Annotated in this window: 17 protein-coding genes; 10 read left to right on the forward strand and 7 right to left on the reverse strand. The window is 66.6% G+C overall.

The features are described from left to right. Positions 1–163: 163 nt before the first annotated feature. The gene (locus XM53_RS13180) at positions 164–847 is read left to right on the forward strand and encodes a Crp/Fnr family transcriptional regulator (protein ID WP_236544493.1); all 684 of its coding nucleotides are present in this window, start codon (positions 164–166) and stop codon (positions 845–847) included. 25 nt (positions 848–872) lie between these two features. Here XM53_RS13180 and XM53_RS13185 read toward each other — a convergent pair whose 3' ends face one another. After that, positions 873–1,703, reverse strand: coding sequence for a methyltransferase domain-containing protein (locus XM53_RS13185; protein ID WP_057794040.1), 831 nt, complete (start codon positions 1,701–1,703; stop codon positions 873–875). A 121-nt stretch (positions 1,704–1,824) separates the two neighbouring features. On the opposite strand from XM53_RS13185, the gene XM53_RS13190 reads away from it, so the two are divergent. The 7 genes from XM53_RS13190 (at position 1,825) to XM53_RS13220 (ending at position 7,265) form a co-directional block, all read left to right on the forward strand. Then, on the forward strand, positions 1,825–2,925 hold the full coding sequence (locus tag XM53_RS13190) for a hypothetical protein (RefSeq protein WP_057794042.1): 1,101 nt from the start codon (positions 1,825–1,827) through the stop codon (positions 2,923–2,925). 210 nt (positions 2,926–3,135) lie between these two features. Beyond that, positions 3,136–3,348 (forward strand): YgaP family membrane protein, encoded by a 213-nt coding sequence (locus XM53_RS13195; RefSeq protein ID WP_057794083.1) that lies wholly within the window; start codon positions 3,136–3,138, stop codon positions 3,346–3,348. Between the two features lie 3 nt (positions 3,349–3,351). After that, complete coding sequence (locus XM53_RS13200) at positions 3,352–3,783, forward strand: YeeE/YedE family protein (protein ID WP_057794085.1); 432 nt, start codon at positions 3,352–3,354, stop codon at positions 3,781–3,783. Between the two features lie 3 nt (positions 3,784–3,786). After that, on the forward strand, positions 3,787–4,224 hold the full coding sequence (locus tag XM53_RS13205) for a DUF6691 family protein (RefSeq protein ID WP_057794044.1): 438 nt from the start codon (positions 3,787–3,789) through the stop codon (positions 4,222–4,224). Between the two features lie 13 nt (positions 4,225–4,237). Beyond that, positions 4,238–5,122 carry an MBL fold metallo-hydrolase gene (locus XM53_RS13210; protein ID WP_082631002.1) on the forward strand — a complete coding sequence of 295 codons (885 nt, stop codon included), beginning with the start codon at positions 4,238–4,240 and terminating at the stop codon, positions 5,120–5,122. A gap of 35 nt (positions 5,123–5,157) precedes the next feature. Then, positions 5,158–6,063 carry an MBL fold metallo-hydrolase gene (locus XM53_RS13215; protein WP_057794046.1) on the forward strand — a complete coding sequence of 302 codons (906 nt, stop codon included), beginning with the start codon at positions 5,158–5,160 and terminating at the stop codon, positions 6,061–6,063. A 149-nt stretch (positions 6,064–6,212) separates the two neighbouring features. Next, positions 6,213–7,265, forward strand: a complete 1,053-nt coding sequence (locus XM53_RS13220; protein ID WP_057794048.1) for a phosphatase PAP2 family protein — start codon at positions 6,213–6,215, stop codon at positions 7,263–7,265. Positions 7,266–7,435: 170 nt separating this feature from the next. Here the strand turns inward: XM53_RS13220 and XM53_RS13225 are convergent, their stop codons facing one another. The 3 genes from XM53_RS13225 to XM53_RS13235 are packed head-to-tail and all read right to left on the reverse strand — an operon-like array spanning position 7,436 to position 9,452. Next, the gene (locus XM53_RS13225) at positions 7,436–8,101 is read right to left on the reverse strand and encodes an alpha/beta hydrolase (RefSeq protein WP_057794049.1); all 666 of its coding nucleotides are present in this window, start codon (positions 8,099–8,101) and stop codon (positions 7,436–7,438) included. Further along, positions 8,098–8,727 carry a DNA-3-methyladenine glycosylase family protein gene (locus XM53_RS13230; protein WP_057794051.1) on the reverse strand — a complete coding sequence of 210 codons (630 nt, stop codon included), beginning with the start codon at positions 8,725–8,727 and terminating at the stop codon, positions 8,098–8,100. Before XM53_RS13230 ends, XM53_RS13225 begins: the two co-directional genes overlap by 4 nt. After that, the gene (locus XM53_RS13235) at positions 8,724–9,452 is read right to left on the reverse strand and encodes a cobalt-precorrin-6A reductase (protein WP_057794053.1); all 729 of its coding nucleotides are present in this window, start codon (positions 9,450–9,452) and stop codon (positions 8,724–8,726) included. Before XM53_RS13235 ends, XM53_RS13230 begins: the two co-directional genes overlap by 4 nt. A 236-nt stretch (positions 9,453–9,688) precedes the next feature. Between XM53_RS13235 and XM53_RS13240 the strand changes: the two genes are divergently transcribed. Continuing rightward, a complete protein-coding gene (locus XM53_RS13240) occupies positions 9,689–10,906 on the forward strand; it encodes an MFS transporter (protein WP_057794055.1) in 1,218 nt (405 codons plus the stop codon). Position 10,907: 1 nt separating this feature from the next. Further along, positions 10,908–11,441, forward strand: a complete 534-nt coding sequence (locus XM53_RS13245; RefSeq protein WP_057794057.1) for a hypothetical protein — start codon at positions 10,908–10,910, stop codon at positions 11,439–11,441. Between the two features lie 87 nt (positions 11,442–11,528). Here the strand turns inward: XM53_RS13245 and XM53_RS13250 are convergent, their stop codons facing one another. The 3 genes from XM53_RS13250 to XM53_RS13260 all read right to left on the reverse strand — a co-directional run. Then, positions 11,529–12,299, reverse strand: coding sequence for a squalene/phytoene synthase family protein (locus XM53_RS13250; RefSeq protein ID WP_057794059.1), 771 nt, complete (start codon positions 12,297–12,299; stop codon positions 11,529–11,531). 5 nt (positions 12,300–12,304) lie between these two features. Beyond that, positions 12,305–13,024 carry a class I SAM-dependent methyltransferase gene (locus XM53_RS13255; RefSeq protein ID WP_236544494.1) on the reverse strand — a complete coding sequence of 240 codons (720 nt, stop codon included), beginning with the start codon at positions 13,022–13,024 and terminating at the stop codon, positions 12,305–12,307. A 3-nt stretch (positions 13,025–13,027) separates the two neighbouring features. After that, positions 13,028–13,612 (reverse strand): alpha-isopropylmalate synthase regulatory domain-containing protein (locus XM53_RS13260; RefSeq protein WP_328586675.1); only part of this gene is annotated, 585 nt, incomplete at its 5' end.

Genomic DNA, 13,612 nt, shown 5'->3' on the forward strand with positions numbered 1-13,612 from the left:
CGGGATGCGTGGCCCCGCCTCGGGCTGTCTGTCGGGTGTGCCGCCGCGCGCCGTCATGCGCAACTTGGTGGCGGTGCGGGTCGCGGGCCCGGCAGGGAGTGACACCGAGAATAGGCGGCGCATGGGGCGGCGTAAGTGACAAAGTCACGTAAGAGGCGAAAAGGTGAGCGCGGACGGGGCGACAGACATTGCGGACTGGACGGAGCGGTTCAAGGGGACACGCGCCCTGCCCCGTGCCGTGCGCGACCGGCTGATCCGGGCGGCGCGGACCCTGCGGCTGGAGAAAGGCACCCAGGTCTTCGGGCCGGACAACGTGCCGGACCGGCTGTTCTTTCTCTATGATGGGCGGATTCGCGTGTCGCAAACCTCGGAGGGCGGGCGCGAGATCGTGCTTTACCGGGTGGAGGCCGGGGACAGTTGCGTGCTGACCACCGCCTGCATGTTGGCCGAGGAAGCCTATAACGCCGAAGGGATCGCCGAGACGGACGTGGTGGCCGTTGTCCTGCCCAAGCCCGATTTCGACCGGCTGGTGGCCGAGGAAGAGCCGTTTCGCAAGTTCGTCTTCGATGCCTATTCGCGGCGCCTGATCGACATGCTGCGGGTGGTGGACGACGTGGCGTTCGGGCGGATCGACGTGCGGCTGGCCGAGCGCCTGCTGGCGCTGGCGGGCGACAGCAAGGAGATCGCGGCGACGCACCAGGACCTGGCGAGCGAATTGGGCACCGCGCGGGAGGTGATTTCGCGCGTGCTGGCGGATTTCCAGAAACGCGGGCTGGTGCAGCAGTCGCGGGGGCGCATCGCGCTGGTGGACAAACCGACGCTGCGGGCGCTGGCGGAGAGTACGTGAGGTCCGGCGGCGGGGGCCGCCCCGCCTAGCCCGGCTTGACGCAGATGATCTGGACCGGGTGGGTCCGGCGCTCTTCGATGTTGCGCGCAGCGTTCTGCACGATTTGCGGCGCCTGCGGGCCCAGCAGGATATGCACGCCGAAGACCGGCGTTTCGCCCTTGCGGGCCATCTCCATCGCGCGCTTGTAGCCCTCGACGTATTTCGCGCCCGTATCGGTGACCTCGATACCGGCGAACCCGGCCCGTTCCAGCGCCGCGACGGTGTCGGCGGGGCGCATCAGGTAGGCGCCGCTGCCATCCTCGGACCAGGGTACGGGGTGATGCGGGGCGCCGGTCTCGCCCAGCCCGTGCTCGGTCAGGGCGAAAAAGGCGCCGGGTTTCAGCACGCGGAACGCCTCGGCAAAAAAGGCGGCACGGTCGGGCACGTTCATGGTCACATGCTGCGTGTAGCCGCCGTCGAAGGTTGCGTCCTTGAAGGGGAGTTTCTGGCCGTCGCCATGCACGCAGCGCACGTCGTCCTGCATCCCCACCAGTTCGCTGAGCTTGTTGGCGGCCTCGACGAAGGGCGCGGTGATGTCGATACCGTCGACCTCGCAGCCGAAGCGCCGTGCGAGATAGCGGGCCGGGCCCCCGAGGCCGCAGCCGATATCGACAAGCCGGTCGCCCTGGGAGACCGGCAGGGCGTCAGCCAACTCGACGGTCGCCGGAAAGCCCCTGGCGTGAAAATGATCCACCGGGGCGAGCTGTTCGACAGTGACGGTGTCGGGATCGAGTCCCGCGCGCTTCATCGTGTCGAGGATGCGGGCGTAGACATCGCCCTTGGCCCAGTGATCGGAAATGGATGTGGCGTCGGTCATGCATGTCTCCTGTTCTTGGGCGCATCATAGCACGGTTTCGCCGATGTCATGCGTCCGGGTGCAGCGCGACGGAACCGGCGCGACGCTGCCGCGTTAGGCTGCGAAATGAAAGGTGTACGATATGACCAAGTTCTTCCTCGGCAGCGCATTGGCGCTTGCGCTTTCCTCGACATCGCTGACCGCCGCCCCGATCCACGGGGCAGGCATCGCCACGGGCGTTGGTACCGCGCCCGACGCACAGGTCTGGCTGGCGCAAGGCAACAGCGGCAAGGGCAATGGCAAGGCGAAGGGCCAGGGCGGCGGCAACGCGCAGAAAAAGGCCAAGGGCAATTCCGGCAAAGGCAATGCCAAGGCCGAGAAAGGTAATGGCAAGGCCAAGCAGGCCAAGACCAACCAGAAGGCCGCCAAGGAGAACCCCGGCAAGGGCAAGCCCGAAAAGGTCGGTAAAGGCAACGGCAACGGGGCCAAGCGCGCGGCCAAGGCCAAGGCAAACGACGGCAAGGTGAACAAGGGTAATGCCAACCAGACGCGCGAGGTCTTTACCACGGCAGAGCGCGAACAAGTTGTGGAGCGCATTTTCCAGGCCCCTGCCCCTGACGGCCGCGACATGACGCGGATCCTGACCGGTGCGGGCCTTGCTCTGTTGACGCCGGACATGGTGGTCTCCGATATCCCCGGCAATGAACTGGTGACTTACGCCAACTGCCCGCCGGGTCTGGCCAAGAAGAACCCGCCCTGCGTGCCGCCGGGCCTGGCGCAAAATGGCATCGGCTACGACGAGTGGGTGTCCTATGACCGGGACCGTTATGACCGTATCTGGATCGACCGCCGCGACGACTGGCTGGGCCGTGGGTACGACGTGGAGCCCGACCCCGGCTACCTGTTGCTGCAATCGGACGAAATTGCGCGGCTCTACGGGCTGGACCGCGCGCCGCGCGGGCAACGCTATGCGCTGATCGACGGGATGCCGGTCCTGCTGGATGACGACGACTACCGCTCGCTGATGCTGGTGAACCAGCTGTCGCAGGTGACCGACGTGACGGGCGGCGTGCCGGTGTCGCCAACGGCGGCGCTGACGCAGGCCGAACTGATCGACCTGTACCGTCTGCCGCAGCTTGGGAACGACCGGAACTACGCCGTGGTGAACGGCCAAGTGGTGCAGGTGAACAACGAGAATTACGAATTGCTGCAACTGCTGCGCGTCGCACGCGCCGTTCTTTGAGGCCACATGACGACATCCGCGATTGAAGCGGACAGCCGCCGGGAGACCGGCGGCTGTTTTCGTGCGTGATATGCAAATCTGTGCGACCGCCCGGTTCAACCCTGCAGGCTGCATCGCTTTTGGCCCGGCGCGTGCGGGATGGGTGACTATGTCACTGACGCGCGCCGTCCCGAGGCGTACAGATAGGGCATCATTTCCATGGAGGACACCATGACCGTCAATGTAGGCACTATCGACCGTATCCTGCGCGCCGCGTTGGGCGTGGTGCTGCTGTATCTTGCGTTTTTGAGCGGACTGCCTGCGTTCGAGGCGCCGGTCTGGAAATACCTTGCCGCGATTATCGGCGTCGTGATGCTGATCGTGGCAGCCGTGCGGGTCTGCCCGATCTATTCCATCCTCGGCGTCCGGACCTGCGCGCGGTAAATGATGGAGACGGCGTTTACACCATTCGCGTCGCTGGCCGGCGGCGCGCTGATCGGGCTGGCGGCGGTGCTGCTGATGCTGGGTCTGGGGCGCATTTTCGGCGCGACCGGCATCCTGTCGGGTTTTGTGTTCGCCGAAGGGCGCGAGGAGGTGTCGTGGCGTGCGGCGCTGATCCTGGGGATGGTGCTGGTGCCGGGGCTGATGTTTCTGGTCACCGGGCGCTGGCCCCGGATCGACGTGCCGGTCAGCCCGGCGATGATCGTGATCGGCGGGATCGTCGTGGGATTCGGCGCAAGTCTTGGCTCGGGCTGCACCTCGGGGCATGGCGTTTGCGGGTTGTCGAGGTTGTCGCGCCGGTCCATCGTGGCGGTGCCGGTCTTCATTGGCACGGCAGCGATTACGGTGTTCATCATCCGTCACATGATGGGAGGCTGAGCTATGAGACTTCTGTTCGCGGTGCTGACTGGCATGGTGTTCGGCGCGGGCATCACCCTGTCGGGGATGATCAACCCGGCGAAGGTGCTCAACTTCCTGGATATCGCTGGGACTTGGGACCCGAGCCTGATCTTCGTCATGGGCGGGGCCGTGGTGGTGACGTTTGTCGGCTATCGGGCGGTCTGGCGGCGGTCGGCGCCGCTCTTTTCCGCGCGGTTCCAGGTACCGACCTCGACCGTGATCGACGGCAGGCTGCTGGGCGGGTCGGCCCTGTTCGGGATCGGCTGGGGCATTGCGGGATTCTGCCCCGGTGCGGCCATTCCGGCGCTTGGCACGGGCCGCTGGGAGGTTATCCTGTTCCTGGGCGCGGTCGGCGTGGGGCTGGGTCTGGCGCGGCTGGCCAAGGGTTTGCCGCTGTGGCCAAGACGGGCGGAGACATAGAGGAGGAGTGACGATGACCGATTATCCCGTGAACATGAGTGTTCACCCGCATGTGCAGGGCTTTTTCGACGCGGCGACCAACACGATCAGCTATATCGTCAAGGACCCCGGCAGCGACGCCTGTGCCATCGTCGACAGCGTGATGGACATCGACTATGCCGCCGGGCGGATCACCTATGACCATGCCGACGAACTGATCCGGCAGATCGAGGATCAGGGCCTGCGGCTGGAGTGGATCATCGAGACGCATGTCCATGCCGACCACCTGTCCGCCGCGCCATATATCCAGGACAAGCTGGGCGGCAGGATCGGGATCGGATCGAAGATCATGGTGGTGCAGGACACGTTCGGCAAGGTGTTCAACGAAGGCACCGAGTTTCAGCGTGACGGCTCGCAGTTCGACGCGCTGTTCGAGGATGGCGACACCTATCGCGTGGGCGAGATGGACTGTTTCGCCATGTACACGCCGGGCCACACGCCGGCCTGCATGGTGCATGTGATGGGCGACGCGGCCTTCGTGGGCGATACGCTGTTCATGCCCGACGGCGGCTCGGCCCGGGCGGATTTTCCGGGCGGGGATGCGGGGCAGCTGTATGACAGCATTCAGAAGGTGCTGGCCCTGCCCGACGACATGCGGCTGTTCATGTGTCACGACTACGGCCCCAACGGCCGGGATATCGCGTGGGAGACAAGTGTGGGCGACGAGAAGGCGCACAACATCCACGTGGGCGGCGGCAAGACGCGGGACGAGTTCGTCAAGTTCCGCACCGAGCGGGACGCGACGCTGGCGATGCCCAAGCTGATCATCCCGTCGCTGCAGGTGAACATGCGCGCCGGAAAGGTGCCGACCGATGAACACGGGAACCCTGTGCTGAAAGTGCCGTTGAACGGGTTGTAGGCCAACGACACGTGCAGACCTTGAGGAGGGATCGCATGAGCGACGACATCCTGAGCAAAACCTCCGCGTCCAATGGCGCGGGCAGCCCCGACGTGATCGGGTTTTATGACGAGGATACAGGCAGTTGCCAGTATATCTGCATCTGCCCCGAGACCCGGAAGGCGGCGCTGATCGACGTGGTGCAGACGCTGGACCCGAAATCTTTCTCCACCGGGTTCGCGCCGGCGCAATGGGCGCTGGACACTATCGCGGAACGCGGGCTGGAACTGGAGTGGGTCCTCGATACGCATCCGCATGCGGATCACCTGATGGCGGGAGCCTGGCTGAAGGAGCAGACCGGCGCGCCCACGGGGATCGGCGAGAAGGTGCGCGATATCGCGGCGCTGTGGCGGGACTATTACAACGCGCCGCACGCCTTTCCGGTCGATCCGCATTTCGACCGGCTGTTCGCGGATGGCGACCAGTTCAATATCGGCAATCTGGACGTGAAGGTGATGCTGTCGCCGGGCCATACGCTGGGGTCCGTGACCTATGTGGTGGGCGACGCGATCTTTGCCCATGACACGCTGATGATGCCCGATGCGGGCACCGCGCGCGCGGATTTTCCCGGCGGGACGGCGGCGGAGCTTTATGACAGCATCATGCGGATCCTGGACCACCCGGAGGCGTTTCGCATCTTCATCGGGCACGATTACGGCACCGACAGCCGCGAAGAGCCTGCGTGGGAAAGCACGGTGGGTCAGCAGAAACGCGAGAACATCCACCTGAAGGATGGGGCAAGCAAGGCTGAGTACGTGGCCCGGCGCGAGACCCGGGATGCGACGCTGGCCCTGCCCGACCGGATGCTGGCGGCGTTGCAGGTCAACCTGCGCGGCGGGCGCCTGCCCGAGCCGGAGGAAGACGGAAAGAGCTATTTCAAGATCCCGGCGAACAGGTTCTAGCGGTCTGGGAGCGTGGGTTTTCACCCACCCTACGCGGATATCCGCAGGAATGCGCGCCCTGCCCTTTTTCATGCAATGACCGCAATCGCGCCTCAAAATGGGGCGTCTGCCGTGGCATCCGGGACGGGCTGGAGACCACGGGGTTTGGCATGGACCGCATCGTCAATCGCATCTTTTTGGCCGTAACCGCGGCCATTCTTGGCTGGACATGGGCCGCGCCGGCGGTCTCGTTGCGGCATTTCGCCGTGCCTTTGGTGCATTACACGGGGCTGGCCCTGAGCATGTGGGCGGCGGGGGCGTTGATCCTGGTCTGCCTGGGGCTGATCGGCCAAGCTGTGCGCGGCCCGGCGCCTGTGGACCGTCTGGGATTCGTGAAGGAGTGGCTGGCGCACCAGCGGCAGGGACGGTTCCTGAACGTGGTCGTGCCGCTGGTGGCGTTCATCGTGACGATGGCCAGTTTCACCGTGCACAAAACGGTTGTTCTGCCGGGATACGGGTTCACGTGGGACGCGGATTTCATCGCCTGGGACCGGGTGATGTTCCTGGGGCATGACCCGTGGGTGTTGAGCCACGCGGTGTTCGACAGCGCGGCGGCGACATGGTGGATCGACCAAGTCTATCACGCGTGGTTCTACCCGATGATCATTGCCTACGTCATCTGCGGGCTGATGGTGTCGGGGCCGCTGGTGCGGGCCTGTTATATCGGGACGTTTTTGATCAGCTGGTTCGTGATCGGTTGTGTGTTGGCAGGGCTATTTGCATCGGCGGGGCCGGTCTATGACGGGGTGCTGTTCGAGGTAGGCCAGTTCGAGCCGTTGAAGGCGCGGCTGTCCGGACAGGCGGCGGAGGTGCCGGGGATCGCGTCGCAGGTTTACCAGGCGGAGTTGCTGGCAGGGTACAAGGCCGGGGCGATAGGATTGGGCTATGGCATCTCTGCGATGCCGTCGATGCATGTGGCGCTGGCCGCGATGTGGGCGCTGTTGTTCTTTGGCGTCAGCCGGTGGCTTGGACTGCTGGGCGTGGGCTACACCCTGTTCATCTGGCTGGGGTCTGTGCACCTGGGGTGGCACTACGCGGTGGACGGGCTTGTGTCCTCGGCGCTCGTAGTGGGGATCTGGGGGGCCTTGCGGGTGGCGATCCTGGGGATGGCGTCGGGCAAGGCCGTGGAGGACGGCGGTTTGCAGGGGGTGCCGGGGGAGTAGCCGGCGCCGCGTGGGTTTTCACCCGCCCTACGCGGACGCGACGCGAGCGGAGAAAGAGATACACCGCGGTTGGCAGGGAACGCGGGCGTGGCGGGCGCGGCGAGTAACCGGGGCACGCGTGGGGTGTCACCCACCCGACGCGGTGTTTGGACCGTCTTGGGAAGCCGTCTTCAGAGGCTGAGCTTGTCGCGCATGAAGGCGAGCGCCACCGACAGGCCGTCGGGGGCGATGCCGTGGGCGGTGCCTTTCATGACGTGGGCGTAGACCTCTTTCCAGCCGGCCGATTGCAGCGCCTCGGCGGCCTCGGGCAGCGACTGTGGCGGCACCACGTCGTCGGCGTCGCCGTGGACCAGCAGAACCGGCGGGCGGCTGACCACCTCGTCGGCCAGAAGCTCGGGTTGCAGGAGGCGGCCCGCGAAGCCGACGATGCCGGCGATCTCGTCCTCGCGGCGCGGGGCCACGTGCAGGGCCATCATCGTACCTTGGGAGAAGCCGAAGAGCACGACCTGTTCGGGCAGCACGTCCTCGTCGACCATGAGCGCGTCGAGGAAGGCGTTGAGGTCTTCCGACGCCGCTTGCAGGCCGCGATGGGCCTCTTCCTCGCTTGATCCGTCGATCCAGGGGATCGGGAACCACTGATAGCCGGTTGGCATCATCGGAATCGTCTCGGGCGCGTCGGGGGCCACGAAGAGTGTATCCGGCAGGTGTTCGGCCAGAGGGTCGGCGAGGCCCAGAAGGTCGGCCCCGTTGGCGCCGTAGCCGTGCAGGAAGACGACGACGGAGCGGGTCGTGCCCGAGATGGGTTCCTTGCGGCCGGCCTGAAGTACGCGGGTCATCTGATGCCTTCCCTTTGTTTCGCCACACGGTAGTAGGCCCAGAGCTGTCGGGCTGCAACCGATCTCCACGGGCTCCAGGCCGTGGCCATGACGCGCAGGGCGCGGTCGCGAGGGCGTTCGGGCAGGTCGTAGAGGAGGCGCGCGGCCTCTTGCAGGGCAAGGTCGCCGGGGGCGAAGACGTCGGCGCGCCCGAGCGAGAACATGGCGTAGATCTCGGCCGTCCAGGTGCCGATGCCGGGGACCTGCGTAAGGGTGGCGATTACATCGTCAGTTGGGACGTCGCGGAGAGCTCTGAAATTGATCCCCGCGTCCGAGAGCGCGCGGGCATAGCGGATCTTCTGACGGCTGAGGCCCACGGCGCGCAGGTCGTCGTCGGAGGCCCATTTGATCTTGCGCGGGCCGGTGAGGGCTGCGGTTTTCATGCGGCCCCAGATGGCGGCGGCGGAGGCGGTGGAGACCTGCTGGCTGACGATGGCACTGAGCAGTTCCGCGAACCCGTCCGGCTTGCGGCGTAACGGAAGCGGGCCTGTCTGCGCGTAGGCATGGGCCATGCGGGGGCAGATGGCGGTGAGATGCGCGACGCCTTCGGCCACGTCGTCGTGGGTTTGGATGATGCGCTCGGTCACAGGGAATGGACCCAGGCAAGGGCGTCCTCGACGGTTGTCACGCGGGGCGCGTCGGGCTGGGGCGGACGATTGATGAGCGCCACGCGGATGCCGAGGCGGCGGGCGGCGTCGAGCTTGGTGCGGGGTGTCGTGCCACCCGCGTTCTTGGCAATCAGCCAGTCGATGCCGAGGGATTTGAAAAGGTCGTATTCCTGGCGTTCCGAGAACGGCGGATCGCCTTGCAGGAAGCGCCCGTTCGGGAAGGGAAAGGGCGTGTCGGGCACGTTGATCTGGCGGCTGATGACGGTGCAGGCGGCCAAGTTGGCGAAGCGGTGAAGCGTCTGGCGGCCGGTGGCGAGAAAGACGGTCGCGCCGGGGGCGATGTGGGCGGCGGCCTCTTCCTCGCGGTCGATCAGGGTCCAGTTGTCACCGGGCCCCGGTCTCCAGGGCGGGCGCAGGAGTTGGCAGTAGGGGATCGAGAGGTCGGCGCAGACCCTTGCGGTACGCTGCGAGATGCGATCGGCGAAGGGGTGCGTGGCGTCGAGGACTGCCGTGATGGCCTGATCGTTCAGGTAGGTGCGGAACGCGGCCTCGCCCCCGAAGCCGCCGGTGCGCGTGGTCAGGGCCAGGGGTGCCGGCGCGCGGGAGGCGCCGGCGAGCGAGGCGATGGCCGCGATGCCGCTTGCGTGCAGGTGGGCGGCGATGATCTTGGCCTCGCCTGTGCCGGCGAGCAAAAGGAGCGTCACGGGCCGGGCCTTTGGAGTGAGGGGAGCGGTCGTCTGGGCATGGTCGGGCGGACTATAGGCGGGCAAGCCCTTCGCGCCAATGGGCCAATTTCGCATTGCGCGTGCCGCGCAATACGACCGATGCGAGGGGCGCTGCCCCTCGCGCTCCCCGGGATATTTCAGGCCAGAGGAAAAGGCATGGCGTGGCGGTGATTTGGGGACTTGTGGCCCGGTGCCGGGGGGTCTAGCAAGGCCGCATGACCGAGACCGCCCTGCCCCATGACGACGACCGCCGTGCGAAGCGGAACGTGACCGTTCTGGTACTGGCGCAGGCGATCCTGGGCGCGCAGATGGCGATGATCTTCGTCGTCGGCGGGCTGGCCGGGCAGAGCCTGGCGAGCAACGTCTGTTTTGCCACGCTGCCGATCTCGCTGATCGTGCTGGGGTCGATGATTTCGGCCAATCCGCTGTCGATGGTGATGCAGCGGTTCGGGCGCAAGGCGGGCTTTCTGATCGGGGCCATGGGGGGCGCGGCGGGCGCGGCGATCGCGGGCTATGGCCTTTATCTGGCGTCCTTTCCGATTTACCTGGCGGGCAGTTTCCTGACGGGGATCTACATGTCGGCGCAGGGCTTTTATCGCTTTGCCGCCGCGGACACGGCGAGCGACGATTTCCGGCCCAAGGCGATTTCCTATGTCCTGGCGGGCGGGCTGGCGAGCGCCATCATCGGGCCGCAACTGGTGAAGGTGACGAGCCAGGCGATGGTGGTGCCGTTCCTGGGCACTTACCTGGCGGTGATCGCGATCAATCTGGCCGGCGCGTTGCTGTTCTTTTTCCTGGACATCCCAAAGCCGCCGCCGAGCCCGGACAGCCCCAGGGGGCGCACGCGGTGGGAGCTGTTGACCACGCCGCGCATCGCGGTGGCGGTGATCTGCGCGATGGTCAGCTATGCGCTGATGAACCTGGTGATGACCTCGACCCCGCTGGCGGTGGTGGGCTGCGGGTTCGACGAGGGCAACGCGGCGGACATCGTGACGGGCCACGTGCTGGCCATGTTCGCGCCGTCCTTTTTCACCGGGCACCTGATCGCGCGGTTCGGGGTGGAGCGGATCGTCGGGGCGGGCCTGGTGATCCTGGCCGCGGCGGGCGTGGTGGCGTTGCAGGGGGTGGAGCTGGAGAATTTCTTTGTCGCCCTGATCCTGTTGGGGTTGGGATGGAATTTCGGCTTTATCGGGGCGACGACCATGCTGGCAGGCGCGCATGACGCGCATGAACGGGGCCGGATGCAGGGGATGAACGATCTTCTGGTCTTTGGCGGCGTCACCGTCGCCTCGCTGGCGTCGGGCGGGTTGATGAACTGCTCGGGCAGCACGGCGGAGGCCGGATGGACAGCGGTGAACCTCGCGATGGTGCCGCTGTTGACGCTGGCGGGCGGGGCGCTGATCTGGCTGGTGATGCGGCCGAAAGAGGCCTGAGATGGGCTGGTTCCGGCGCGCGCCCCTGGTCAGCGACGACATGGCGGGATGGATCGAGGAGAGCTTTGACTGGGTCGAGGCGGAGATCGCCCTGGAACGGCTGCCGGATTTGCCTGACGAGCTGTCGCATGAATATGGCGTCACGTCGCGGGTGGCAGGCGAATACTGGCAAGACGACACGCACCCGATGATCACCTACGATCCCAAACTGATGCGCCGCCCCGTCAGTTTCATCAACACGATGGCGCATGAGCTGATGCACGCGCGGCTGGCGCCGGTGGTGGATGCCCTGCCCGGCGGCGCGGGGGCGCATGAGCTGGCCACGGACCTGCATTGCATCATCGCGGGGTTCGGGCTGTTTCAGCTGAATGCGGCGGACCAGGATGGCTGGGCCGGGTACATGTCGCAAAACGCGCGGGCCTGGGCGCTGGCGGAGTTTGTGGCGCGCAAGGGGATCGCGCCCCATGAGGCGCTGGAGCGGTTGGGAAGCCGTCCGCGCAAGCTGGTGCAGCGCGCGGTGATAGAGATGGGCTAGCCCCCTCTTTTTCTTGCCGAAAATACTCTCGGGGGTCTGGGGGTGAAACCCCCAACGCACCAAAAGAGCGCGCCGCAGGCGCTCCGTTTACCAGCGTCCGGTCAGGGCCCGGTGCATCAGCCCGAGGCGGGAGCGGAAGGGCGGCAGGGTCAGGCGGTCTTCCGAGACGGCGGCGGGGTCGCGGCGGGCCTTTTTCAGGATCGCGTCGGTCTGCCAGAGGGCCAGCATGGCCGGACGTACTTCCGGCGCAAGTCGCGTGCGGCGGGTCTCTGCCAAGTCTGTCAGCGCGTCGTCGGCCAGGGCGCGGATCGCGGCGTGCGTGCCTTCGACCAGCGGGATGCTTCCCTGGCGTTCCAGTTCCGGCACGGCGCGCAGCCAGTTGGCGACGCCTTGGGCGTAGCCTGCCTTGAGGATCGGTGCCTCGGGCACGTCGCCAAGGGCGCGTGCGGCGGCGAGCAGCAGCAGGCCGGAGGTATCGGTGAGGTGGGTGCGGAACGCGTCCATGTCCTCGAACGGGTCGCGGTAGATGTCCCAGCGGCGGGCCTCGACCAGCGCGTCGAGACGTTCAGCCATGTCTGGGTCGAGCACCGTGGCAAGTGGCGTGGCGACCTCGTGGCGGCGCACCTCGGCGCCTGTGCGGATCTCCTCCAGCACGTCGCGCCACCATTGCAGGCGCATCTCGGCGATCATGGATTCCTGCGTGACCCACGGGGCGCGCGAGACCTCGACATTGAAGGCGTAAAGCGGGAAAAGCTTTTCGCGCGCGGGCACCGGGGCGGCCATGGTGGCGGCGAAACGCTGTGGGTCGCCGCGCTCAACGAGGCCCGCGCAGGCCATGATGTCAGGGTCGAGCGCCATGGCCGTCAGGTAGGCCCGAAGCCGGGGCGCGCAAGGATGAGCGCATAGGCGATGTCGCCGGGGGCCTGCCGCCAGAGGGTGATTTCGCGCAGCGCAGCGTCGAGGACTTGGCTCAATGCCGTGTCGGCACCGGGGCGCAGGGTGGCGATGCGACCGCCGAGTTCGGCGTAATACTCCGCCCAGGCCATGCCGGTGATGAGGCGGTGGTTCAGCACGGTGTAGCCTGCCGCCTCGACCCGCGCGGTGATGCCGTCGAGGTCGGAGATTGCCGGGTAGTCGGCCCAGAAATCGCGGGCGGCCTGCGGTGCCTCGGGGCTGAGGACGGGTTCGGAGAAGGCCACGGCGCCGTCGGTCGTCAGGGCGCGCCTCCAGAGCGTCAGCCCTTCGGTGACACCGAGGAAGTAGAGCGCGCCGGCGCACCAGATGAGATCGTAAAAGCCGCTTATCTGCGCCATGTCGCCGGTCGAGACGGTGACGTTGGTGAAGCGGGCGGTGGCCGCGCGGGCCTCTTCGACAAGGTGGGGCAGCTGGTCGATGCCTTCGATCCGCGCCCGGGGCAGCGCCTCGGCGAGTGTCACGAGGTCGGCGCCGGGGCCGCAGGCGGCGTCGAGCACATTGGGAGCGTCGGGCAGGTCAAGCTGGCTGAGAGCCCAGCGGACATCCTCGGATGTGCCGGGGCCTTGGCGCGTCATCTCGCGGTGGAGCGTCAGGAAGGCGTCGTCCACCGCTCAGGCCTCGCCGCCGTCGCGCAGGAGTTTCCAGTTTATGGCGTCAAGCAGCGCCTCGAACGAGGCGTCGATGATGTTGGGCGACACGCCCACGGTGGACCAGCGCCGCCCCTGCCCGTCCTCGCTGTCGATGATGACGCGGGTGACGGCCTCGGTGCCGCCCTGGGTGATGCGCACCTTGAAGTCAACCAGCCGCATGTCGGCGATGGCGTCCTGGTAGCGACCCAAATCCTTGGCCAGGGCCTGGGACAGCGCGTTGACCGGGCCACGATCTGTGCCGGTCTCGTCCATCGACTCGCTGACGGACAGTTTCTTTTCCCCGTCGACCTTGACCACCACCACGGCCTCGGACAGGGACACCATCCTGTCGTACTTGTTCTTGCGCCGCTCGACCGTGACCTTGTAGCGCTTGACCTCGAAGAACTCGGGCAGAAGGCCCAGTTCGCGGCGGGCGACCAGTTCGAAACTGGCCTGCGCCATGTCATAGGTGTAGCCGCGGTTTTCGCGGGTCTTGACCTCTTCGAGGATGCGCGGGAGGGCGGGGTTGTCCTTGGCGATCTCCAGCCCCGCCTCGGACAGGCGGGT

The organism is Roseovarius atlanticus (assembly GCF_001441615.1).
GTDB lineage: Bacteria > Pseudomonadota > Alphaproteobacteria > Rhodobacterales > Rhodobacteraceae > Roseovarius > Roseovarius atlanticus.